Below are 21,181 nucleotides of genomic sequence, written 5' to 3' on the forward strand. Positions count from 1 at the left end.
CGCCCGCCTCAGCGGGTGTAAGGCTCCCACTTCTTCGACTGGTGCTCGCCGTCCACGAAGCGGATGGTGCCGGACTTCGAGCGCATCACGATCGACTGCGTGCGGATGGTGCTGTTCTTGTAGCGCACGCCGCGCAGCAGGTCGCCGTCGGTGATGCCGGTCGCCGCGAAGTAGCAGTTGTCGCTCGTGACCAGATCGGTCGTCGTCAACACGCGGTCCAGGTCGTGGCCGGCGTCGATCGCGTGCTGCTTCTCGTCGTCGTCCTGCGGCCAGAGCCGGCCCTGGATGACGCCGCCGAGCGCGCGGATCGCGCACGCGGAGACGATGCCCTCCGGCGTGCCGCCGACCCCCATCAGGGCGTCGACGCCCGTGTCCTCGCGGGTCGCGGCGATGGCGCCCGCGACGTCCCCGTCGAGGATCATCTTGGTGCGAGCGCCCGCGGCGCGGATGTCCTCGATGAGCTTCTGGTGGCGCGGGCGGTCCAGCACGCACACGGTGACCTGGCTGATCGGCTTGTTCTTGGCCTTCGCGATGAGGTGCAGGTTCTGCTTCACGGGCAGGCGCAGGTCCACCATGTCGGCCGCCTCGGGCCCCGTGACGAGCTTGTCCATGTAAAACACCGCCGACGGGTCGAACATCGCCCCGCGCTCGGCGACGGCCAGCACGGAGATCGCGTTGTTGATGCCGAGGGCGGTCAGCCGGGTGCCGTCGACGGGATCGACGGCGACGTCGACCTCGGGTCCGCCGCCGTTGCCCACGTGCTCGCCGTTGAACAGCATCGGGGCTTCGTCTTTCTCACCCTCGCCGATGACGACGACGCCGTTGAAGTTCACCGTCGAGAGCAGCGACCGCATCGCGTCGACCGCGGCGCCGTCGGCCGCGTTCTTGTCCCCGAGACCCACCCACGGGCTCGAGGCGATGGCCGCCGCCTCGGTCACGCGCACCAGTTCGAGTGCGAGGTTGCGGTCCGGCTCGGCGTCGCCGAGAGAGAGTCGTGGGGACAATTGGGCGAAATTCGTGTCTTCAGTCACTACGGTCCTCGTCCTTGAGATGTATTCGCGGGCGCTCCCCGCGCCATCGATCATATCGAGTACGGCCCCGCGTCGCCTCCGGGCGCGGGCATCCGTCACAATAGTTAAGTGAGCGACGAACAACTCCCCAAGCCGATCCTGACCGAATCCCAGGCCAAGCGCGCCAACCAGTCCCTCAAGGGCATGGTGATCTCGGTGCTGCTCACCCTCGCGGTGGTGATCCCCGTGATGTTCATGAACCCGTTCAACCAGGAAAACAATTACGATCCCGACGTGGACGTCTCCGGCATCGCCGCGCAGGCGGGCCAGTCCGCCAGCTTCACGCCGCTTGACGCGGCCGTCCCGGCCGGCTGGTACCCGAACTTCGCGCGCTGGCAGTCCGGCGGCGCGGACGGGGTCGCCTACTGGGAGGTCGGCTATGTGACGGACGAGGAGGGCTTCGTCTGGCTCAAGCAGACCGACGCGGCGAACCCGACCTGGATCGCCCAACACGCCGAGTCCGCGCCGGTCACCGGCGAGCGCCGCATCGGCGGGGCGGTGTGGGAGGAGCGCTCGGTGCGCGACGACGACGGTGCCCCGCACGTCACGCTCGTGGGTACCGTGGACGGGACCACGGTCCTGCTCGCCAGCGATTCCGGTCCCGAGACCCTCGAGGCCGCCGCTTTGGCCGTCCTCGCGGAGTAGCTGCCGGTCACAGAACTCACGGCCCGGCCGTGACTGCCGCTAGCCTGTGAGTCATGTCTGAAGTCAAGAATTCCGCGCTGACCCCTGCCGAGGCTTGGAAACTGCTGCAGGAGGGCAATGCCCGTTTCGTCGTTGGCGAGACCGCCCACCCCAACCAGAACGCCGCGCGCCGCGACGAACTCGTCGACGCCCAGAACCCGTTCGCCGTCATCTTCGGCTGTTCCGACTCCCGACTCGCCGCCGAGATCATCTTCGACGTCGGGCTCGGCGACGTCTTCGTGGTCCGCACCGCCGGCCAGGTGATCGATCCGGCGGTTCTGGGATCGCTCGAATACTCGGTCGACGTCCTCAACGTTCCGCTCATCGTCATCCTGGGCCACGACTCTTGCGGGGCCGTGACGGCCGCAATCGACGCCTACCGAACCGGCGACATGCCACCGGGATACATCCGCAACCTCGTCGAGCGCATCACCCCCAGCGTCGTCGCCGCCCGCCGCCAGGATGTCAAGGACGTCAACAGCACGGTTGTCGAGCACGTGAAGCAGACCTCCACCCGGCTGCTGGAGATGTCCCGGAGCCTCAGCGAGGCGGTTCAGGAGGGCCGCACCGCGATCGCAGGCGTGACCTACCGCTTGGCCGAGGGCAAGGCCGAGCTGGTCTGCCAGCACGGCAGCGTCTGAGCTCCACGTCCTCTTTCCGTCGCGTTCGTCACGCCCGACTATGGCCCAGCCCCTAGTCGGCGAGGCGGCGACGGGTCTAACGTGGTGAGAATGACGACGAGTGAAAAGTACCGGATCGAACACGACACCATGGGTGAAGTCCGCGTGCCCGCGGATGCGCTCTACAAAGCGCAGACGCAGCGCGCCGTGGAGAACTTCCCCATCTCCGGCAAGCGGCTCGAACGCAAACACATCGAGGCCCTCGCGCGCGTGAAGAAGGCCGCGGCCGGCGCCAACGCCGCTCTCGGGGTCGTCGACCGCGACGTCGCCGACGCCATCATCGCCGCCGCCGACCGGGTCGCGTCCGGCGAGTTCGACGAGCACTTCCCCATCGACGTCTTCCAGACCGGCTCCGGCACGTCGTCGAATATGAACACCAACGAGGTCCTCGCCGAGCTGGCGACCCGCCATCTGCTCAACCACGGCAGCACCAAGACCGTGCACCCGAACGACCACGTGAACGCGTCGCAGTCTTCGAACGACGTGTTCCCGACGTCGGTGCATGTCGCCGCGACAAGCGCCCTGACCGCCGATCTCATCCCGGCCCTCGCCCACCTCGCGGCCTCGCTCGAGCGCAAGGCGGAGGAGTTCGCGTCCGTCGTGAAGTCCGGGCGCACCCACCTCATGGACGCGACCCCGGTGACGCTGGGCCAGGAGTTCGGCGGCTACGCGGCCCAGGTCCGCTACGGCATCGAGCGCATCGAGTCTGCGCTGCCGCGCGTCGCGGAGGTCCCGCTCGGCGGCACGGCCGTCGGCACGGGAATCAACACCCCGCCCGGGTTCGCGGCCAAGGCCATCGCGCTGCTCGCCGAAGACACGTCCCTGCCGATCACCGAGGCACGCAACCACTTCGAGGCCCAGGCCAACCGCGACGGCCTCATCGAGGCTTCGGGGCAGCTGCGCACGATCGCCTACTCGTTCATCAAGATCAACAACGACCTGCGCTGGATGGGTTCGGGGCCGAACACGGGCCTCGGCGAGATCGCGATCCCCGACTTGCAGCCCGGCAGCTCCATCATGCCGGGCAAGGTCAACCCGGTCATCAGCGAGGCCGCCATCCAGGTCGCCGCCCAGGTCATCGGCAACGACACCACGATCGCACTGTCCTCGACCAACGGCGCCTTCGAGCTGAATGTCGGCATCCCGGTGATGGCGGCGAACCTGCTCGAATCGGTCCGCCTGCTGACGAACACCGCGCGGCTCATGGCCGACCGGATGATCGACGGGCTGAAGGCCAACGAGGAGCGGGCGCGTTTCCTCGCCGAGGCGAGCCCGTCCATCGTCACGCCGCTGAACAAGCTCATCGGCTATGAGAACGCGGCGGAGATCGCGAAGAAGGCGGTCGCCGAGTCGCTCACCGTCCGGGGGGCGACGATCGCCCTCGGCTACGTCGAGCGCGGCGAGCTCACCGAGCAGCAGCTCGACGAGGCCCTCGACGTCACCACGATGACCGGACCGGACGCGTAGCAACACCGGGGCGATACCGGCGCGGCCCGGCCGCTCAGGCGCCACGAGCTCCGGCTACGCCGCGGCCGTGAAGTTCTCGGCCAGCTGGCGCCGATCGAACTCGCCGCCGCGGGCCGTGGCCGCGACGACGAAGACAGCCAGGCCGACCGCGCCGACCGCGGCGCCCGCCCAGAGCGGCGATGTGTATCCCAGGCCCCACGCGATGGTCAGGCCTCCGGCCCAGGCACCGAGCGCGTTGCCGATATTGAACGCTCCAATGTTGGCACCCGAGGCGAGCGTCGGCGCGTCGTCCGCGTGGTTCATGATGCGCATCTGCAGCGCGGGCACGGTGGCGAATCCGAAGCCGCCCATGACGACGAGCGCGACCACCGTCGCCAGCTGGTTCTGCGCCGTCAGCGCGAAAACCACCAGGATCACGGGCAGTGCGGCCAGGACCACGAGCAGCGTCCTGCCCAGGTGGCGGTCAGCTGCCCACCCGCCGACGAAGTTGCCGACGAACAGCCCTCCGCCGAAGACGACGAGCAGCCACGGGACGGCCGCTTCCGAGAACCCCGAGACACCGGTCAGCGTGTAGGCGATGTAGCTGAAGGCCCCGAACATGCCGCCGTAGCCCAGAACGGTCACCGCCATGGACAGCCACACCTGGCGGCGGCTGAAGATCCGGAATTCGCGCAGCGGGTTGCCCGACGCTTCGGCCCGGATCGAGGGAATGAGAAGCAAGATGCCGGCGAAGGCGAGCACGCCGATGGCGGAGATCACCCAGAACGTCGAGCGCCAGCCTGCGGCCTGGCCCAGGAACGTCCCGAAAGGCACGCCGAGAACGTTGGCGATGGTCAGACCGGCGAACATGATCGCGATGGCCCCGGCCCGCTTGGCGGCCGGCACCAGCGTGGTCGCGACCACGGCGCCGATCCCGAAGAAGGCCCCGTGGCAGAGCGCAGCCACGATGCGCCCGACCATCATCGCGTCGTAGGTCGGGGCCACAGCGCAGAGCACGTTGCCGGCGATGAAGAGGACGAGCAGCACCAGGAGTGCGACTTTGCGGTTGACGCGGGTCAGAGCCAGTGTGACGGCGATGGCACCGATGGCGACGGCGAGAGCGTAACCCGAGATGAGGTATCCGGCCTGGGTCTCGGTGACCTCGAAATCACGGGCCACGTTGGGCAGGAGCCCCATGATGACGAACTCGGTCAGGCCGATGCCGAAACCGCCGAGCGCGAGCGCGATGAGTGCTGCGGGCATGAAAAATCCCCTTCTGGATGATGAGCGAGAAACTGGCGACCTGCGGTGATAACCAGCGCATGCAATGATTGCGTGTGCAAATAAATAGTTGCACACGCCTTATATCGGCGCAAGGTGGTATTGTGTGACGACCACCTCGCCCACTCCGGGATCCGAGGCCGCACGCCACGAGGAGGCAGCCGAATGTCGATCGCCGACGACGCCGTGGAGATCCGTTCCCGAGGCTGGCGCCGGCTGACGGCCCTGCACGCCCTGATCGAGACGGACCTCGAGAAGTGCCTGCAGTCCAGCCACTCGTTGTCGGTCGTCGAGTTCACGGTCCTCGACGCTCTGAGCCGCCAGGACGGCTGGCACATGCGTATGAGCCAGCTGGCCCGCGCAGCGGCACTCTCGAGCAGCGCGACGACGCGCCTCGTGACCCGCCTCGAGAACCGGAACCTCCTGACGCGCATCCTCTGCGCGGACGACCGCCGAGGCATCTACACGGAACTCACCGGCGCAGGCCGGGAGCTGCTCGCGGCGGCGCGTCCGACGCACGACGCCGTCCTGGAGGCCACGCTCGCGCGCGCGCAGGAAGTCCCGGAGCTCGCACCGCTCGTCGAGGCGCTGCACCTCGTGCCCGCCCGACCGCAGACGACTAGCGCCGACGCCTGACGCCTACCCGACGAGCAGGGCTGCCGCGGTGCCGACGATCATGAACGGGCCGAACGGGATGGACGACTTCAGGTTCGCCTTCTTCGTCAGGACGAGCACCATCGCGTAGAGGCCGCCGAGCAGGAACGACGCGAACGTGCCGAGCAGCAGGTGCTGCCAACTGGCCAGGCCGAGGTGCATGCCGAGCACGCCGGCCAGCTTCACGTCTCCCATGCCCATGCCCTTCGGCTGGATCAAGTGCAGCACCAGGTACACGCCGAAGAGGATCGCCCCGCCGGCGAGCATCCGCCACGCGTCGGAGCCCTGGCCGGCGAACAGGGCTGCCGAACCCATCAACGCGGCAGCCACCAGGTACCAGGGACCCACGATCCGGTTGGGCAGCCGGTGGGTGCGGGCGTCGATGATCGCCAAGCGCGTGCCGAGGAAGACGAAGACGACGACGGCGAGCGCCAGCAGCCACAGGGACAGGATGCTGGACGCGTACGCGGAGAACACGGAGACCATACCCATCACGCTACTGCACCACCGGTGACGTCACCGGCGCGAAGGTTTAGGCTGTGGATATGTCCCCCGATGCCGCTACCCCGAATGCTCTGGACGACGTGAACGTCCCGGGCGGCGACGCCACGCGGTTCCGCCGCCTCTGCCGCTCCTCGCCGTGGCGCTGGGAGTCGCTGCGCTTCAGCGTCGAATGGCGTGCCCCGCACGCGGGGGCCGACGACGTCGTGCCGGTCCCCCGGGTGAACGCGTGGCTGCGCCGCCCGGATGCCCTGCGCGTCGAGTCCGACGACGCCCGGCTGCTGTTCAGCACGACGCGCATCAACGACTCCAAGGACGCCTTCTACGTCACGGGCTCTCGCTCGCCCTGGCTCCTGCCGCCTCGTCTCGTGGCACCCGTCTACGACGACGAGGGGCTCGTGCAGCGCCGCCCCGAGGCCAAGTACGGCGACCCGGTCTTCGGCAACGGGCGCTGGGCGGCGATGCTTGACCCCGTGGAGCTGGCCGGCAACTCCGACGTGCCGGTCGATACCGCGTTCGAGAACGTCGTCGAGTTGCACGGGTTGGCCTCGGTCACGCACGCCGGGCGCCCCGCGATGGAGGCCGTCCTCACTCCGAACCGATCCTTCGAACCGGCGCACGCGGGCCAGCCGCTGATCGGGCTGGGCACTCCTGCCCCGCGCACCCGCGTGCGCATCGACGCAGCGACGAGCGTCTGCGTCGAGGCCGAGGTGCTCGACGGCGAGAGTGCGGGCGCGGGGCATTCGCTGAGCATCCACGCCGTCGACGAGTACATGCTCGACGACCTGTTCGTCGAGCACTCGGTGGATCTGACGGACGTACGAGACCACATCCCGTGGGTGGTCGGCGAGTGGTGACGGGGCACTGGCCGCTCTTCGACCTGGAGCTGAGGACACCGCGGCTGCGCCTGCGGGTCATCCGCGATGAAGATCTCGAAGCGATGATCGAGGCCGCTCTCTCCGGTATCCACCCGCCCGAGCGCAATCCGTTCTCCTTCCCCTGGACGTCGGCGACCGCCACCGAGCTGCCGACCAACACGGCCGTACACGTGTGGCGCACCCGCGCAGCAACCGACCCGGACGCGTGGACGCTGCCCCTCGGGGTCTGGGCGGAGGGCACCTTCGTCGGCGTTCAGGACATCACGGCCACCGGCTTCCGGGCGTTGCGCTGCGTCGGCACCGGCTCCTGGCTGCGCTCTTCCGCGCAGGGCGCCGGGCTCGGCAAGGAGATGCGCGCGGCAGGGCTGGCCTACGCGTTCGACTATCTCGGGGCGACGGCGGCCGGGTCCGAGGCGGCGGCCTGGAACGAGGCCTCGCTCGGCGTCTCCCGCTCCCTCGGCTACACCCCGAACGGGGTGCGCCGCGAGCTGTGGGGCGACCAGGTCGAAGACGTGCAGTACGTGCACGTGAGCCCGGAGACCTTTCGGCGCCCCGACTGGGAGCTCGGGGTCTCAGGCCACGATTCCGTCGCCGCGTTCCTGCGCCTGCCCTGACCACGCGGCCGGGCAGGCGCGGAACGTCAGGCCGGCGGACCCTCGAGCAGCTCGGTGACGAGCGCTGCGATCGGCGAACGCTCGGACCGGGTGAGCGTGATGTGCCCGAAGAGCGGGTGCCCCTTGAGCGTCTCGACGACGGCGGCGACGCCGTCGTGCCGTCCCACCCGGAGGTTGTCGCGCTGGGCGACGTCGTGCGTGAGCACGATCTTCGAGTTCTGGCCGATGCGGCTCATGACCGTCAGCAGCACGTTCTTCTCGAGCGACTGGGCCTCGTCGACGATGACGAACGAGTCGTGCAGCGAGCGCCCGCGGATGTGGGTCAGCGGCAGCACCTCGAGGATGCCGCGTTCCATGACCTCCTCCATGACGTTCGGGCTCACGAGCGCGCCGAGCGTGTCGAAGACCGCCTGCGCCCAGGGGTTCATCTTCTCGTTCTCGGAGCCGGGCAGGTAGCCGAGCTCCTGGCCGCCGACCGCGTAGAGCGGGCGGAAGACCACGATCTTCTTGTGCTCGCGCCGCTCGAGCACCGCCTCGAGGCCGGCGCAAAGCGCGAGGGCCGACTTGCCGGTACCGGCGCGGCCGCCGAGGGAGACGATCCCGACCGTCGGGTCCATGAGCAGGTCGATGGCCAGGCGCTGCTCCGCGGAGCGTCCGTGCACGCCGAAGACCTCCCGGTCCCCGCGCACGAGCCGGGTCAGGCCGTCGTCGCCGACCCGGCCGAGCGCCGAGCCGCGGCTGGATTGCAGGACCAGACCCGTGTTGGTCGGCATGACGGCGGCTTCGGCGATGTGCACGGCCTCCCCGCTGTAGAGGTCGTTCACGTCGTCGTCCACGACGGAGACGTCTGCGGTACCGGTCCAGCCGGAGTCGGCGACGAGCTCGTTGCGGTACTCGTCGGCCTGCAGACCCATGGCCGAGGCCTTCACGCGCATCGGCAGGTCCTTGGAGACGACCGTGACGTCGCGGCCCTCGTCGGCGAAGTTCTTGGCGACGGCGAGGATACGCGAGTCGTTGTCGGTGCCGCGGAAACCAACGGGCAGCACCTCGGTCGAGACGTGGTTGAGCTCGACGCGCAGGGACCCGCCGCCGGGCAGGTCGATCGGCTTGTCGAGACCGCCGGAGCTCACGCGCATCTCGTCGAGCAGCCGCAGCGCCTGCCGGGCGAAGTAGCCGATCTCGCCGTCGTGCCGCTTCTTCTCGAGCTCCGCGATGACCACGATCGGGACGATCACCTCGTGTTCGGCGAAGCGCAGTAGCGCTTTCGGATCGGAAATCATGACCGACGTATCGAGCACGTACGACTTGGTGCCGACGCTCTGGCGTTCGGCGACCGAGGCGGCCTCGGCCGCGGCCGCGAGCGGCCCGGTCATCGGATCCGACGCGCCCTGATCCCGGACTTCCCCATCCGGCATCGTGCGCTCGTTGGTGGTTTCAGTCTCTGCAGCCACAGTCACTCCCCATCTCTCGCCCGCCGAGGGCGCGAGGCCTCCGGCGGCTTGGTTCGGGTTCGCCGGGCGGCCGTGAGGCCGGGACCGGCCTCCCTGGAGTGCTGAGCAAGATGCAGATGATCGGGCTCTTTCAGGTGGCGTTTCCGGTGGGGCGGCGTTTTACCGTCCTGACGCCCACGCTAATCCCATGGTTGTAATTTGCCTAGGGTTTTCCGCTGTTTCCGCCGTGAATTCCGCGTAAACGCCCGACGACGCCCACGGTCTTCAGGAGCCGAAGCGGCGTTGGCGGCGCGCGTAGTCGCGCAGGGCCCGCAGGAAGTCGACCTTGCGGAAGTCGGGCCAGAGGGCCTCGCAGAAGTAGAACTCGCTGTAGGCGCTCTGCCACGTCATGAAGCCGGAGAGGCGCTGCTCGCCTGAGGTGCGGATGACCAGATCCGGATCCGGCTGGCCGCGGGTGTAGAGGTAGCGGGAGATGTCGTCGATCACGAGCGCGTCGGCGATCTCCTCGGCGCTGCGCCCCGCAGCCGCCTCGGTGCGCACGTGCTCCCTGATCGCGTCGACGATCTCCCGGCGCCCGCCGTAGCCGACCGCCATGTTCACGACGAGCCCGCCCGCCCCGTGCGTGCGGTCCGCGAGGTCGCACAGCTTGTCGGCGAGGTAGTCGGGCAGCAGCTCGAGCGCGCCGACGGGGTGGACCCGGCGGCTCGGGTTCTCCCCCAGCCGGTCCAGCAGGTTCGCGATGATCGAGACCAGCGTCTCGAGCTCCGCGGTCGAGCGCTTCATGTTGTCAGTCGAGAGCATGTACAGCGTGACGTTGCGTATGCCAAGATCGTCGCACCAGTCCAGGAACTGCAGGATGTTGTCGGCTCCGGCCTGGTGTCCGTGCGACGTTGGCGCCCCCGCAAGCTTGGCCCATCGGCGGTTGCCGTCGACCATCATCCCGATATGAGCGGGCAGCTTGTCGGCAGGGAGCTCGCGGGTGAGGAACTTCGTCAGCCGTCGTTCGTAGTAACGGTAGAGGACCGTCGGCAGTTTCACGGCGCCCCCTTCCGTCACCTCGCGCCCGTGGTGCACCCTCATACGCTACCGCCTCCGGGGACCCGAACCGCGTCACGCCCTGATCGAGACGCGCACCACAGATTGTTACCGAATAGTAAGTTAGGCTCGATCCATGCAGAACAGCGCCCCTTCCGGCCGACCGCTGAGCACGGCGTCCGCCCGCCGGCTCCGCAACCGGCTGAAGATCCAGCGGAGCAACCTCGACGAGTTCAAGCCACGTCTGCGCGGCTGGATCCACGCGGCCATGGTCCCGATCGCGCTCGCCGCCGGCATCGTGCTCATCGCCCTCGCCCCGGGTACTCTCGGCAAGGCCACAACCTCGATCTACGCCCTCACGGGCCTGCTGCTGTTCTCCGTCTCAGCGGTCTACCACCGCGGCAACTGGTCGCCGAAGGTCAGGCTGGTCCTGAAACGGCTGGACCACACCAACATCATGCTCATCATCGCCGGCAGCTACACGCCGCTGGCGGCCTTCCTGCTGCCCCAGGACAAGGCGACCTGGCTGCTCGCCGGCGTCTGGTCGGGCGCGCTGGCCGGCATTGCGTTCCGACTGTTCTTCACGCATGCGCCGCGCTGGCTCTACGTGCCGGTCTACATCCTGCTCGGGCTGGCGTCCCTGATCTTCATCGGCGACTTCTTCGCCGCGTCGGTCCCGGCCGCCGTGCTCGTCTGCGTCGGCGGCGCCGCCTACATCGCGGGCGCCATCATCTACGCGCTCAAGCGCCCCAACCTGCATCTCGAGTGGTTCGGCTTCCACGAGCTCTTCCACGCGTTCACGGTCGGCGGCTTCGTCTGCCACTACATCGCGATCATGATCGCGGTCGTCGGCACATAGCCGCCTCCAGCGCGGCCGCGTCGCCCACGGGCGCCGCGCACACGTGTGAGCGGCACAGATAGGCGCGGAGGCCTCCGTCGGCGCCGGGCGTCTTGCCCCGCGCCAGCGCGGGTGCGTCCCGCGTCTCGGGTACGACGTCGGCGTCCGCCTCGAGCGCGATCGCCCCGCCCCGCACGGCGAGACGAAGGCACGCCGCCCGCTCGGCGTCGGTGCCGCCGGCGACGGCCAGGCTCGCATCCCGCTCTACGCGGACGGCGGCCGCGAGTGCCGTTCCGAACTGCGCCGGGGCCTTGGCGCCCACGCGCCGCACGTGGTCGACGAGCTCGCCCGCGCGCCCGACCTTCGCGGGCTCCGCTTCGAACCCGCCCTGGTTCAGCAGGGCCGTGGCGTACAGCGCGAGCGCGCTCGGCGTCGCTGAATCCAGTCCCTCCATCGGGGCCCGGCCACCGCGGGCCGCTGAGAGCAGCTCAGTCTTCGGGGCGTCCCGCGCCTCCCCGCCGGCGGCCAGCCCGAACCGACCCTCAGCCGCGGCCAGCACCTCACCAGCGCGCCGCACCCACTCGCCCGGCGCGGTACCGGCCTCCAGATCCGCCCCGCCCGAGACATCCGCGCTGGCGCCCTGCCGCGGCACGTGCCCCGCAACCGTCGCGAGCGCCTGGAAGCCGAGCGCGACTCCCGCATAGTCCTCGAGCAGGCCGCCGCCGGGGCGGTAGGCGAGCCGGGCCAGTGCGGCGTCTTCGGCGCTGAAGTGCTCGCGCCACAGGTACTCACCCAACCGCGCGGCGAGGTCCAACATCTCCGGCTCCTCGAGCAGCAGCCCGGCTTCGGCCAGCGCTCGCACGGCGAGCCCGTTCCAGCCGGCGACGACCTTCTCGTCCCGCCGCGGCTGGGCCTGCCCTGCCCGCACCTGACGCAGCGTCGGCACGACGGCGTCCCACGCCCGCCACTGCGCGGCGTCGGGGACACGCTCGAAGGCCACGGTGACCGGGACGTCGTCGTACCCGGGGGCGTCGACGCGGCCCGCGGGGGCCGCGGGCTCCTCGGGTGAGCGGCCGGCGAGCAGCGGTTCGAGCGTCTCCCAGACGTCACAGCGCGTTCCGGCCTCGCGTAGCTCAGCCCGGCTGAAGAGGTAGGTGGCGCCCTCGATGTGGGTGCCGTCGTCCATCACGGTGTCGGCGTCGAGCGAGGAGGCCAGGCCGGCCGCGCGCCCGTCCGCGTCCGTGAGCAGTAGTTCGCGGCGCATCCAGCCCGCGGTGCCGCGTGCGAGCCGGGCGCCGAGATCCCGCTGGTCGGGGTCGTCGGAGAGTGCGGCGAACCGGGCGGCATGGCGCAGCAACTGGGCGTTGTCGTAGAGCATCTTCTCGAAGTGCGGCACGCGCCAGGCGGCGTCGACGCAGTAGCGGGCGAAGCCGCCGCCGACGTGGTCGACGAGGGCTCCGGCGGCCATCGCCTCGAACGTGCGACCGGCGAGTTCCAGAGCTTCGGGATGCTCTCCCGCGGAGGCGAGCTCGAGCAGGTAGTCGAGAGTCGACGACGGCGGGAACTTGGGAGCCGGCCCGAACCCGCCGGTGGTGTCCTCGTCGGCTGCGAGCCGAGCGAGCACGGCGGCGTGCACGGGTTCGAGCGCTCCCGGGGCGGCGTCGTGCAGGGTCGAGAGGCCGAGGAGGTCGCGCTGGGCGTCGGCCATGTCGCCGAGATGCGCGGCGAGGTGGCCGGCCTGCTCCTCGACGGAGGTGCGGCGCTGACTCCAGGCCTCGTTCACGCCGGCGAGAACCTGCCCGAAGGACGGCAGGCCGTGACGCGGTGCGGGCGGGAAGTAGGTGCCGGCGTGGAAGGTGCGACCGTCGGGCAGCGCGAAGACGCTCATGGGCCAGCCGCCTTGGCCGGTGAGGGTCTGCGTGGCCGCCATGTAGACGGCGTCGACGTCGGGGTGCTCCTCGCGGTCGACCTTGACCGCGACGAAGTTCCGGTTGAGGTAGTCGGCGATCGTCGCATCGTCGAAGCTTTCGGCGGACATGACGTGGCACCAGTGGCAGGCTGCGTAGCCGATGGAGAGGAAGACGGGCACGTCGCGGCGGTCGGCCTCGGCGAACGCGTCCGACCCGTACTGCCACCAGTCGACTCCCTGATGCGCATGCTGGAGCAGGTAGGCCGAATGCGCGTCCGCTAGTCGATTCGTCATGCGGCCATTGTGGCACCCACGCCGCCGGCGCGGCAGAGCCACAATCGGAGCGTCAGGAACGCGGGGGCTGCCCCTGCTCGCCGTTGGCCTCCGCGTCGGTGCCGGCAGCTTTCTCCGCCTCGGGGTCGTACTGCCCGTACGCCTTGCCCTTGTCCATAAGGTCGCTCTGGCGCTGCTCGGCTTCGCCCTGGTACCGGACGCGGCGGATGCGGCGCACCATGTCGCGGATCAGGAAGATGACGGCGACGACCATGAAGGCCGTCGCGACGAACCCGACGAAGCCCGGGCCGATGGAACGGGCGGCGTCCCCGGTGGGCGCCTCCATCAGGGACGGATCGGCCGAGGCCAGGACCAGCATGAAGTTCACGGAATTGCTCACACTTTCTCTACAGGGCGCGGTGCGGGGCCGACGTCGCGAGGCCCCACACCATTCTACGCCCGCAGTTCTACTTCACGTCGAAGTGGTTCCGGTCAGCGCAGTCCCTCGAAGAGGTCCGACTCCGGCGCATCGTCGGCGAGCTCGTAGCCCGGAACGCGGCTCCGGGCCAGCGTGAAGTCCTCCCACGGGTAGTGCAGGCCGGCAACCTCGTTGGGAACGGCGAAGAAGAACCCGTCGGGGTCGATCTGGGTGCGGTGGGACCGTAGCGCGGTATCCCGCGTGTCGAAGAACTCCCCGGCGTACACCTTCGTCGTCGTCGGGTGGCTCTTCACCCAGCTGAACAGCTCGTGATCGGGATTCTCCTCGAGGAACTTCACCCGCTCGGCGTAGGGCGATTCCATCCCGGCGTCGAGCATGCCGCGGTGCAGGGTCAGGAATCGATCGGGTGAGAAGCCGCGGTCGTAGTAGAGCTTCGCCACGCTCCACGGCTCGCCCAGCTCGGGACGGAACTCCGGGTCGGCCGCGGCCTCGAAGGCGAAGACGGACACGTTGTGGCACTGGATGTGGTCCGGGTGCGGGTAGCCGCCGTTCTCGTCGTAAGTCGTCATGACCTGCGGCTTGAACTCGCGGATCAGCTTCACCAGGGGCGCCGCGGCCCGCTCGACGGGCTGCAACGCGAAGCACCCCGGCGGCAGCGGGGGCAGGGGCTCGCCCTCGGGCAGGCCCGAGTCGACGTAGCCGATCCACCGGTGCTCCACGCCGATCGCGGCCGCCGCCTCCGCCATCTCCATGCGCCGGACGCCGGGCAGATCGCGGTGGGCGTGCGCTAGTTCGCCGACGGCCGCGTTCAGGATGTCGCCGCGCTCGCCGCCGGTGCATGAAGCCACCATAACGCGGGCTCCCGCGGCGAGGTAGGCGGCCATCGTGGCCGCTCCCTTGCTCGACTCGTCGTCCGGGTGCGCATGCACCGCAAGGAGCCGAAGCCCCGTCGAGTCTGGGACTGGGATTTTCCGAGAATTGTCCACGCGCGTGCGTCTCCCTCAAACCATGTTCGTCTGTACGCCGTCGGCGTCGCCGGGTGACGCGCGGCTCGCGCGACACCCTCCTACCCTCCGACAACGTAAACTGGTGCCGATGACTTCCCGATCCTCCGAAAACGCGACGACCGCGCCCGCCGGGGCCGGATCCACCGATCCTGCTCCCAGCCTAGCCAATCGCTATGGCGCCCCCAAGCGGCCCCTGGGCCGGCGCCTGAAAATCGGGCTGGGTGCGGGCGCTCTCGTGGTCGGCGTCGGGCTGGCGGCCTACGCCGGCATCGCCAACACCCACCAGATCAACTACGACGACGTCGCGTTCCAGATCGAGTCCGAGACCAGTGCCCAGGTGACCTTCCACGTCGAGAAGAACGCGGCCGACGTCGTGCAGTGCGGGGTGCAGGTGCTGGACGATACGTACGCCGTCGTCGGATGGAAAACGGTGACGCTCGAGGCCAGCGGCGAGAACGGACGCGAATCCACGCGGCGCACCGTGGAAGTGCGCACGGAATACCTCGGCGTCTCGGGTAACGTTGGCGATTGCTGGTCGCTGTAGCGAGCAAAGCGCCGCGGAGGACTGCGGACTGTAACCACAGCGGACGGCCGACGCACGTTTTGCCCGTTTCCGACACGGTGACGCCGCGTTCTTTGGGACTTTCCCCGTATCTCGCTAAGATACTTCGAATGACTCACGGATATTTTCCGTGATCCATGACATACCAAGGAGAGACACGTGTCTACGAACAACGAAGCCGCAGTGTGGCTCACCCAGGAGGCTTTCGACCGCCTCAGCGCTGAGCTCGAGCACCTGCAGGGTCCGGGCCGCCAGGAGATCGTGGACCGCATCGAGCAGGCGCGTTCCGAAGGCGACCTCAAGGAGAACGGCGGCTACCACGCGGCCCGCGAGGAGCAGTCCAAGGCCGAGGGGCGCATCCTGTACCTGAAGGACCTGCTCGAGAAGGCGCACGTCGGCGAGTCGCCGGCGAACGACGGCACCGTCGAACCCGGCACGCTCGTCGAGGCGATCATCGCCGGCGAGAAGACCACCTTCCTGCTCGGCAGTCGCGAGGTGGCTGGAGACACGGACCTCGAGGTCTACAGCGAGAAGTCCCCGATCGGCGCCGCAGTGCACGGCAAGAAGATCGGCGACAAGCTCTCCTACCAGGCGCCCAACGGCCGCAAGATCGAGGTCGAGATCCTCGCTGCCAAGCCCTTCACGGGCTAGCCTCCGCGCACCCCAGCACCAATGACGACGGGGCGGTCACCTTTTCAGGTGGCCGCCCCGTCGTATCCGCCCAGGGAATGCGGCGAATCGCAGCCCACCACAGCCAACGCAAGGCGCGCATGACTCAGAAGCCCTCTCCACATTTCATCGGCCCACCGTTCGTGCTGCTGCTCCTCGGCGTGCTCGTGATCCTGCCGAGCGCGGGTCCGCTCGCGAACTTCGCCGGCATCTGCTGGCTCGCAGGCTTCACGCTCTTCGTCGCGGCCGCCGCGACGGCATTCGCTGCGCACCGACGGAGCGCTAAGGCCTCACAGGACGCCTGACGCGCGACACGACGACGGGGCGGTCACCTTTCGCAGGTGACCGCCCCGTCGTCGTTGGTGCTGCCGCTCCCCCGCTAGAGCTTGACGATGACCGGCTGGAAGCCCTCGGCCCGGAGGTTGTTCAACACCGTCTCCGAGTGCACGTGCCCCTTGGTCTCCATGTCGATCGTGATGGCGACGTCCCCCATCGACAGCGAGCCGCCGATGCGGGTGTGGTCGACGCGGGTCACGTTGGCGTCCGACTCCGCGATGACGCGGGAGATCGTCGCCAGCTCGCCGGCCCGGTCGTCGAGCATCATCCGGACCGTCAGGTAGCGGCCGGCCACTGACAGGCCGCGCTGGATGACCTTGAGCATGAGCAGCGGGTCGATGTTGCCGCCTGAGAGGATCACGGCGGTCTTCTTGGAGTCGATGCCGGCCTCGGCCAGCTTGCCTTCGAGGATCGCGGCGACGCCGACGGCGCCGGCCGGCTCGACGACGAGCTTCGAGCGCTCGAGCAGGAAGACGAGCGCCTGGGCGAGCGAGTCCTCGGAGACCGTGACGACGTCGTCGACCAGCTCCTTGATGATCTGGAAGGGCAGCTGGCCCGGCGTGCCCACGGCGATGCCGTCGGCGATCGTGGAGACCTTCTCGAGCGGGACGAGCGCGTCGGCCGCGAGCGAGGGCGGGTACGCGGCCGCGTTTTCGGCCTGCACGCCCACGACCCGGATCTCCCGACCCAGCTCCCGCGCCTTCTCCTTGATCGCCGTGGCCACGCCGGCGAGCAGTCCGCCGCCCCCGACCCCCATGACCACGGTGTCGACGTCCGGCAGCTGCTCGAGCAGCTCGAGGCCGATCGTGCCCTGACCGGCGATGATGTCCGGGTTGTCGAAAGGGTGCACGAACACAGCGCCGCTCGAGTCGGCATAGCGCTTGGCCTCGGCCAACGCCTCGTCGACGTTGTGGCCGTGCAGGATGACCTCCGCCCCGTGGTCCTTGGTCGCGGTGAGCTTGGGCAGGGCGACACCGAGCGGCATGTAGATCCGCGCCTTGATGCCGAGGGCGCGTGCCGCCTGGGCGACGCCCTGCGCGTGGTTTCCGGCCGAGGCCGCGACGACGCCGCGGGCCTTCTCGGCCGCGGAAAGGCGCGCCATACGCACATACGCACCGCGGACCTTAAACGAGCCAGCCCGCTGCAGGTTCTCGCATTTGAGGAACACTTCGGAATCGCTCAGCAGGCCGAGGGCTCTCGAATGCTGGACCGGCGTCCGATCCACGACGCCGGAGAGCAGTTCGGCGGCGGATTCGACGTCGGACAGGGACACGGGTAGTGCTTCGTGGGTGCTCATCTGAACTTTCTGGGTGTCGGTGGGGCTCATGCTCCGTGCCTCTCACTCGGACTTCTGCTGCTGGTCTCTTGTGCGACGGACGGCTCCTCGCCGTCCAGGTCCGCGGGGGCCGGCCAGTCGTCGACGGACGACGACGACGCGTACGCGGCGTCCGACGCCGGCGGTGCGCCGGCCGCTGGCGCAGGATCGACGGGTGGTCCCGTCGCCGCGGGCGGTAACACGGGGTCGCGCTCCCAGCCGCGGTCTGCGAGATACTTGATGACGGCGTTCGCGATCGCCAGCAGCGGGACGGCGAAGAGCGCCCCGGCGATACCGGCGAGCAGAGTTCCGCCGGTCACCGCGAGCACGACGGCCAGAGGGTGCAGGCTGACGGCTTTGCCCATCACAAGCGGCTGCAGGATGTGCGACTCGGCCTGCTGTACCGCGAGAACGACGATCAGCATGATCAGGGCATTGACCCAGCCGTTGGCCACGAGCGCGAGAAGCACGGCGACGGTACCGGTGACGAGAGCGCCGAGGATCGGAATGAAGGAGCCGAGGAACACCAGCACTCCAAGAGGCACGGCGAGCGGTACCCCGAGGATGACCGCGCCGAGGCCGATGCCGACGGCGTCCACGAACGCGACGAAGAGCTGGACGCGCACGTAGTTCACGAGGCTCTTCCAGCCGCGGCGCCCGGCGCCGTCGACGGGTCGCCGCGCATCAGCGGGCAGCAGGCGGACGATGAACGCCCAGATCCGCTGCCCCTCGAGCAGGAAGAAGATGAGCGCGAAGAGCGCCAGCAGGATTCCGGCCACGATGTGGCCAAGCGTCGAACCCCAGGACAGCGCCTCGGAGAGGATCTCGGAGCTGTTGTTGCGCAGCTGCTCGAGGGTCTCGTTGGTCAGGTCGGCCATGTCGTCGTTGGAGAACTGCAGGGGCCCGGTGAAGATCCACTCCTCGACCGTTTCGAGCCCGGCGACAGCCTGCTGCCAGAGCGGCTCGAACCCGCGGGCCATCGTCCGGCTGACGATCGTCACGAGCGCCGTGACGAGGCCGAGGAAACCCAGCAGCGTGATCCCGACGGCGATGCCGACGGGCACCCGCAACCGGCGCAGGCGCGAGACGATCGGACTGAGCAGCCCCGAGAGAAGAGCCGCGATCATCAGCGGGACGACCAGTAAGGAGAGGTGGCCCAGCATCCAGACGAGAAGGCCGGTAGTGCCGACGACGACGGCCACGCGCCATGCCCAGGACGCGGCGATGCGCACACCGAAGGACACGTAGTCGGCGGAGTCGCGGCGCGGCGGGGCGCCCGGTTCGGGCGCTACAGCCACGAGGTGATTCCCCAACGTGCGACGAGCTCCTCGCCGGGAGCGAGCCAGGTCAGCCCCTCACCGGTGTTGAAGGTGTTGGCCGGGGCGGTCATCGGCTCGATCGCGATGGCGGCCTCCCGGCCCGGGAACTTGTCGGTCACGAAGATATGCACATACGGGCATGTGGCGTCGGCCCAGAGCTCGACTCCCCGGCCGTCGGGGGCGTCGAGGCGGTGGTGGTATCGGCCGTCGTCGTCGAGCTCGAGTCCACTGAAGGCGGTGTCCGTCCGGAAGCCGCCGAGCGTGCGGCCGGCGCGGAAGTCCATGTCGCCGGCGGCGTCCTCGACGCCGACCGGGATCATCGCCGCGTCGACCGGTAGGAAGGTGGTGGCGGAGGTCGTCAGGCGCAGATCGTCCGTCGGCACGTCGCCGACGCGCAGGAAGGGGTGGGCCCCGAGGGCCGCGGGGGCCGGGCCGCCGCCGAGAGAGGCGTGGTGCGCCAGACGCTGGGTGACAGAGAGGTGGCCGTCGGCGTCGAGTTCGTAGCGCGCGGTGTGCGTCAGACGGTAGCCGTAGCCGTGCTGCGGGAAGATCTCCGCAGCGAGCGTCACCGCGTGGGTCTCATGGGCGAGAGCGCGGTAGCCGGTGTTGCGCAGTAGGCCGTGGATCGCATTTCCGGTGGCGGCCTCGGTGACGTCGAGCTGCTGGGGCGCGCCGTCGAGATCCCAGACGGCGCCGGCCACGCGATTCGGCCAGGGCGCGAGGAGGATGCCGGAGGCGAACGGCGGAGTCGACTCCGCGTCGAAGCTCTCGACAAGGTCGACGCCCTCACGGCGGTAGACGCGCAGGGCGCCGGCGAGGGCCGCGATGGTGGCCTCCGCTCCCCCGCGCCGGATGGAGAACTGCTCGCCGGAGATGCAGGCGCCCGATGGAGTCGAGGGTGCGTACATGCTACTGGGTGAATACTCGCGCGCGGTCATGGCACCACGTTAGCGCTCAAACGTGAAACGCGCGGAATGCGTGACACCTTCGGGTCGCGGCTGGTCAGATTGACGCATGTTCGCTGGCCACGGCGCGCACGGTGTCGAACGGTCCGGGAAACACGACGGCGCCCCGACGCCGGTTTCCCTGCGCCTGGCGGCGGGGGAACACGGACGCGTCGGGGCGCCGTCGTCGTACTGATGTTGGGACTAGTCGTCGCCGCGCAGGATCGCGATGATGCGCAGGATCTCGACGTAGAGCCAGACCATGGTCACGGTCAGACCGAAGGCCGCCGACCACGAGTACTTGGCGGGCGCGCCGTTTTCGACACCCTGCTGGATCGAGGTGAAGTCGAGCACCAGCGCATAGGTGGCCAGCAGCACGGCGAGGGCGCCGATGACGAGGCCGAGGACGCCATCGCGCATGCCGAACATGCCCTCGATCGCGCCGAACATCATGAGGCCGAGGTTCACGAGCGAGAACACCAGGTAGGCACCCATCGCGATCATGAAGATCCGGGTCATCTTCGGCGTCGCGCGGTACTTGCCCGAGCGGTAGAGCACCAGCGTCACGGCGAACACCGAGAGGGTGGCCGCCAGCGCCTGGGTGGCGATGCCCGGGAACTGCGCGTTGAGCACGCCCGTGAGCCCGCCGAGGAAGAGGCCCTCCGCGACCGCGTAGAGCATGATGAGGGCCGGTGACGGCTCCTTCTTGAAGCTGTTCACCAGACCCAGGACCAGACCCACGATGAGGCCGATGAGCATCAGGCCCGGCAGCTGCCAGCCGACGACGGCGCCGGCCAGGATGCCGACGAAGCAGAGAATCGTCTTGTTGATGACGTCGCCGTAGGTCATGCGGCCGGTCTGGGCCGGGGACGCGGACGGCTGGCTGTAGAGATCGCGCAGCTGGTCGGCGCTCATGTCCTGCGACGAACGCGGGCCGGCGGCCACGCCGCCTCCCGTCTGCTCACGGAAGTTCCGCGAACTGAAGACCGGGTTTCCCCCAAGTGCCATGAGTGTGCTCCTCGATAGTTGTTCTTGCATCTCAGCCTACCGGTTCAACGGGTGGCAGACATCTCAGGTTCCCGGTGTCGAGCTGCGCCCAGAGCCGAATCGGTGCGCGGACACGAAAAAGCCCCGCGGGCCGGCGTGACCGGTTCGCGGGGCTGATTCGGGAATGCGTTGTTCGCGGCGTACCCCCAGTGGGACTCGAACCCACAACACAGAGATTTTAAGTCTCCTGCCTCTGCCAATTGGGCTATGGGGGCGCCTCGCTATTGTA

At 69.1% G+C, this 21,181-nt stretch carries 22 protein-coding genes and 1 tRNA gene; 10 read left to right on the top strand and 13 right to left on the bottom strand.

Annotation, left to right across the window (positions count from 1 at the left end):
* Positions 1-8: 8 nt before the first annotated feature.
* A complete protein-coding gene (gene glpX / locus EV380_RS08335) occupies positions 9-1,031 on the bottom strand; it encodes a class II fructose-bisphosphatase (RefSeq protein ID WP_373278174.1) in 1,023 nt (340 codons plus the stop codon).
* Between the two features lie 108 nt (positions 1,032-1,139).
* Here glpX and EV380_RS08340 point away from each other — a divergent pair, with 108 nt between their 5' ends.
* The 3 genes from EV380_RS08340 to EV380_RS08350 all read left to right on the top strand — a co-directional run bounded on the left by EV380_RS08340 (position 1,140) and on the right by EV380_RS08350 (position 3,901).
* A complete protein-coding gene (locus EV380_RS08340) occupies positions 1,140-1,715 on the top strand; it encodes a DUF4245 domain-containing protein (protein ID WP_130450650.1) in 576 nt (191 codons plus the stop codon).
* Positions 1,716-1,768: 53 nt separating this feature from the next.
* Positions 1,769-2,395 carry a carbonic anhydrase gene (locus EV380_RS08345; RefSeq protein WP_102161445.1) on the top strand — a complete coding sequence of 209 codons (627 nt, stop codon included), beginning with the start codon at positions 1,769-1,771 and terminating at the stop codon, positions 2,393-2,395.
* A 90-nt stretch (positions 2,396-2,485) separates the two neighbouring features.
* Entirely contained in the window at positions 2,486-3,901 is a 1,416-nt protein-coding gene (locus tag EV380_RS08350; protein ID WP_130450652.1) for a class II fumarate hydratase, read from the top strand.
* Positions 3,902-3,955: 54 nt separating this feature from the next.
* Here EV380_RS08350 and EV380_RS08355 read toward each other — a convergent pair whose 3' ends face one another.
* A complete protein-coding gene (locus tag EV380_RS08355) occupies positions 3,956-5,143 on the bottom strand; it encodes an MFS transporter (RefSeq protein ID WP_130450654.1) in 1,188 nt (395 codons plus the stop codon).
* Positions 5,144-5,326: 183 nt separating this feature from the next.
* On the opposite strand from EV380_RS08355, the gene EV380_RS08360 reads away from it, so the two are divergent.
* Positions 5,327-5,797 (top strand): MarR family winged helix-turn-helix transcriptional regulator, encoded by a 471-nt coding sequence (locus tag EV380_RS08360; RefSeq protein ID WP_102161438.1) that lies wholly within the window; start codon positions 5,327-5,329, stop codon positions 5,795-5,797.
* Between the two features lie 3 nt (positions 5,798-5,800).
* On the opposite strand, the gene EV380_RS08365 is transcribed toward EV380_RS08360, so the two are convergent.
* A complete protein-coding gene (locus EV380_RS08365) occupies positions 5,801-6,301 on the bottom strand; it encodes a prepilin peptidase (protein ID WP_130450656.1) in 501 nt (166 codons plus the stop codon).
* Positions 6,302-6,360: 59 nt separating this feature from the next.
* Here EV380_RS08365 and EV380_RS08370 point away from each other — a divergent pair, with 59 nt between their 5' ends.
* Complete coding sequence (locus EV380_RS08370; RefSeq protein ID WP_130450658.1) at positions 6,361-7,173, top strand: hypothetical protein; 813 nt, start codon at positions 6,361-6,363, stop codon at positions 7,171-7,173.
* Entirely contained in the window at positions 7,152-7,808 is a 657-nt protein-coding gene (locus EV380_RS08375; protein WP_242607545.1) for a GNAT family N-acetyltransferase, read from the top strand. The genes EV380_RS08370 and EV380_RS08375 overlap by 22 nt, the downstream gene beginning before the upstream one ends.
* Before the next feature lie 26 nt (positions 7,809-7,834).
* Here EV380_RS08375 and EV380_RS08380 read toward each other — a convergent pair whose 3' ends face one another.
* Together EV380_RS08380 and EV380_RS08385 are read right to left on the bottom strand one after the other, a co-directional pair.
* Positions 7,835-9,181 (bottom strand): RNA 5'-3' helicase PhoH2, encoded by a 1,347-nt coding sequence (locus EV380_RS08380; RefSeq protein ID WP_242607718.1) that lies wholly within the window; start codon positions 9,179-9,181, stop codon positions 7,835-7,837.
* Between the two features lie 342 nt (positions 9,182-9,523).
* Positions 9,524-10,297, bottom strand: a complete 774-nt coding sequence (locus EV380_RS08385; RefSeq protein WP_102161432.1) for an isoprenyl transferase — start codon at positions 10,295-10,297, stop codon at positions 9,524-9,526.
* Between the two features lie 133 nt (positions 10,298-10,430).
* Between EV380_RS08385 and trhA the strand changes: the two genes are divergently transcribed.
* Positions 10,431-11,153, top strand: a complete 723-nt coding sequence (trhA, locus tag EV380_RS08390) for a PAQR family membrane homeostasis protein TrhA (RefSeq protein ID WP_130450660.1) — start codon at positions 10,431-10,433, stop codon at positions 11,151-11,153.
* Here trhA and EV380_RS08395 read toward each other — a convergent pair.
* The 3 genes from EV380_RS08395 to mca all read right to left on the bottom strand — a co-directional run bounded on the left by EV380_RS08395 (position 11,128) and on the right by mca (position 14,637).
* On the bottom strand, positions 11,128-13,335 hold the full coding sequence (locus EV380_RS08395) for a thioredoxin domain-containing protein (RefSeq protein ID WP_130450662.1): 2,208 nt from the start codon (positions 13,333-13,335) through the stop codon (positions 11,128-11,130). The genes trhA and EV380_RS08395 overlap by 26 nt on opposite strands.
* Positions 13,336-13,387: 52 nt before the next feature.
* Positions 13,388-13,714 carry a hypothetical protein gene (locus EV380_RS08400; protein ID WP_130450664.1) on the bottom strand — a complete coding sequence of 109 codons (327 nt, stop codon included), beginning with the start codon at positions 13,712-13,714 and terminating at the stop codon, positions 13,388-13,390.
* 92 nt (positions 13,715-13,806) lie between these two features.
* Complete coding sequence (gene mca, locus EV380_RS08405; RefSeq protein WP_242607719.1) at positions 13,807-14,637, bottom strand: mycothiol conjugate amidase Mca; 831 nt, start codon at positions 14,635-14,637, stop codon at positions 13,807-13,809.
* Between the two features lie 211 nt (positions 14,638-14,848).
* Between mca and EV380_RS08410 the strand changes: the two genes are divergently transcribed.
* The 3 genes from EV380_RS08410 (at position 14,849) to EV380_RS08420 (ending at position 16,296) form a co-directional block, all read left to right on the top strand.
* Positions 14,849-15,304, top strand: a complete 456-nt coding sequence (locus EV380_RS08410; protein ID WP_165391917.1) for a DUF4307 domain-containing protein — start codon at positions 14,849-14,851, stop codon at positions 15,302-15,304.
* A 177-nt stretch (positions 15,305-15,481) separates the two neighbouring features.
* The gene (gene greA / locus EV380_RS08415; protein ID WP_102161421.1) at positions 15,482-15,973 is read left to right on the top strand and encodes a transcription elongation factor GreA; all 492 of its coding nucleotides are present in this window, start codon (positions 15,482-15,484) and stop codon (positions 15,971-15,973) included.
* A 119-nt stretch (positions 15,974-16,092) separates the two neighbouring features.
* A complete protein-coding gene (locus tag EV380_RS08420) occupies positions 16,093-16,296 on the top strand; it encodes a hypothetical protein (protein ID WP_130450668.1) in 204 nt (67 codons plus the stop codon).
* A 74-nt stretch (positions 16,297-16,370) separates the two neighbouring features.
* Here the strand turns inward: EV380_RS08420 and ilvA are convergent, their stop codons facing one another.
* The 5 genes from ilvA to EV380_RS08445 form a co-directional block, all read right to left on the bottom strand.
* Complete coding sequence (gene ilvA, locus EV380_RS08425; protein WP_130450670.1) at positions 16,371-17,624, bottom strand: threonine ammonia-lyase; 1,254 nt, start codon at positions 17,622-17,624, stop codon at positions 16,371-16,373.
* Between the two features lie 26 nt (positions 17,625-17,650).
* Positions 17,651-18,940, bottom strand: a complete 1,290-nt coding sequence (locus tag EV380_RS08430; protein WP_242607546.1) for an AI-2E family transporter — start codon at positions 18,938-18,940, stop codon at positions 17,651-17,653.
* Positions 18,931-19,899, bottom strand: a complete 969-nt coding sequence (locus EV380_RS08435; protein ID WP_242607547.1) for an aldose 1-epimerase family protein — start codon at positions 19,897-19,899, stop codon at positions 18,931-18,933. The genes EV380_RS08430 and EV380_RS08435 overlap by 10 nt, the downstream gene beginning before the upstream one ends.
* Before the next feature lie 210 nt (positions 19,900-20,109).
* The gene (locus tag EV380_RS08440) at positions 20,110-20,913 is read right to left on the bottom strand and encodes a Bax inhibitor-1/YccA family protein (protein ID WP_130450674.1); all 804 of its coding nucleotides are present in this window, start codon (positions 20,911-20,913) and stop codon (positions 20,110-20,112) included.
* Positions 20,914-21,093: 180 nt separating this feature from the next.
* Positions 21,094-21,167: transfer RNA gene (locus tag EV380_RS08445), tRNA-Leu, on the bottom strand.
* Between the last annotated feature and the right edge of the window lie 14 nt (positions 21,168-21,181).

Origin of the sequence: Zhihengliuella halotolerans (assembly GCF_004217565.1) — a bacterium.
Taxonomy (GTDB): domain Bacteria; phylum Actinomycetota; class Actinomycetes; order Actinomycetales; family Micrococcaceae; genus Zhihengliuella; species Zhihengliuella halotolerans.

What these genes read in the sequence shown, in the direction of transcription:
- EV380_RS08345 (WP_102161445.1), top strand. Translation starts at nt 1,769, where the DNA reads ATGTCTGAAGTCAAGAATTCCGCGCTGACCCCTGCCGAGGCTTGGAAA.
- EV380_RS08350 (WP_130450652.1), top strand. Translation starts at nt 2,486, where the DNA reads ATGACGACGAGTGAAAAGTACCGGATCGAACACGACACCATGGGTGAA.
- EV380_RS08355 (WP_130450654.1), bottom strand. Translation starts at nt 5,143, where the DNA reads ATGCCCGCAGCACTCATCGCGCTCGCGCTCGGCGGTTTCGGCATCGGC.
- EV380_RS08360 (WP_102161438.1), top strand. Translation starts at nt 5,327, where the DNA reads ATGTCGATCGCCGACGACGCCGTGGAGATCCGTTCCCGAGGCTGGCGC.
- EV380_RS08365 (WP_130450656.1), bottom strand. Translation starts at nt 6,301, where the DNA reads ATGGTCTCCGTGTTCTCCGCGTACGCGTCCAGCATCCTGTCCCTGTGG.
- EV380_RS08370 (WP_130450658.1), top strand. Translation starts at nt 6,361, where the DNA reads ATGTCCCCCGATGCCGCTACCCCGAATGCTCTGGACGACGTGAACGTC.
- EV380_RS08380 (WP_242607718.1), bottom strand. Translation starts at nt 9,181, where the DNA reads ATGACCGGGCCGCTCGCGGCCGCGGCCGAGGCCGCCTCGGTCGCCGAA.
- trhA (WP_130450660.1), top strand. Translation starts at nt 10,431, where the DNA reads ATGCAGAACAGCGCCCCTTCCGGCCGACCGCTGAGCACGGCGTCCGCC.
- EV380_RS08395 (WP_130450662.1), bottom strand. Translation starts at nt 13,335, where the DNA reads ATGACGAATCGACTAGCGGACGCGCATTCGGCCTACCTGCTCCAGCAT.
- mca (WP_242607719.1), bottom strand. Translation starts at nt 14,637, where the DNA reads ATGGCCGCCTACCTCGCCGCGGGAGCCCGCGTTATGGTGGCTTCATGC.
- EV380_RS08410 (WP_165391917.1), top strand. Translation starts at nt 14,849, where the DNA reads ATGACTTCCCGATCCTCCGAAAACGCGACGACCGCGCCCGCCGGGGCC.
- EV380_RS08420 (WP_130450668.1), top strand. Translation starts at nt 16,093, where the DNA reads ATGACTCAGAAGCCCTCTCCACATTTCATCGGCCCACCGTTCGTGCTG.
- ilvA (WP_130450670.1), bottom strand. Translation starts at nt 17,624, where the DNA reads ATGAGCACCCACGAAGCACTACCCGTGTCCCTGTCCGACGTCGAATCC.
- EV380_RS08435 (WP_242607547.1), bottom strand. Translation starts at nt 19,899, where the DNA reads ATGACCGCGCGCGAGTATTCACCCAGTAGCATGTACGCACCCTCGACT.
- EV380_RS08440 (WP_130450674.1), bottom strand. Translation starts at nt 20,913, where the DNA reads ATGGCACTTGGGGGAAACCCGGTCTTCAGTTCGCGGAACTTCCGTGAG.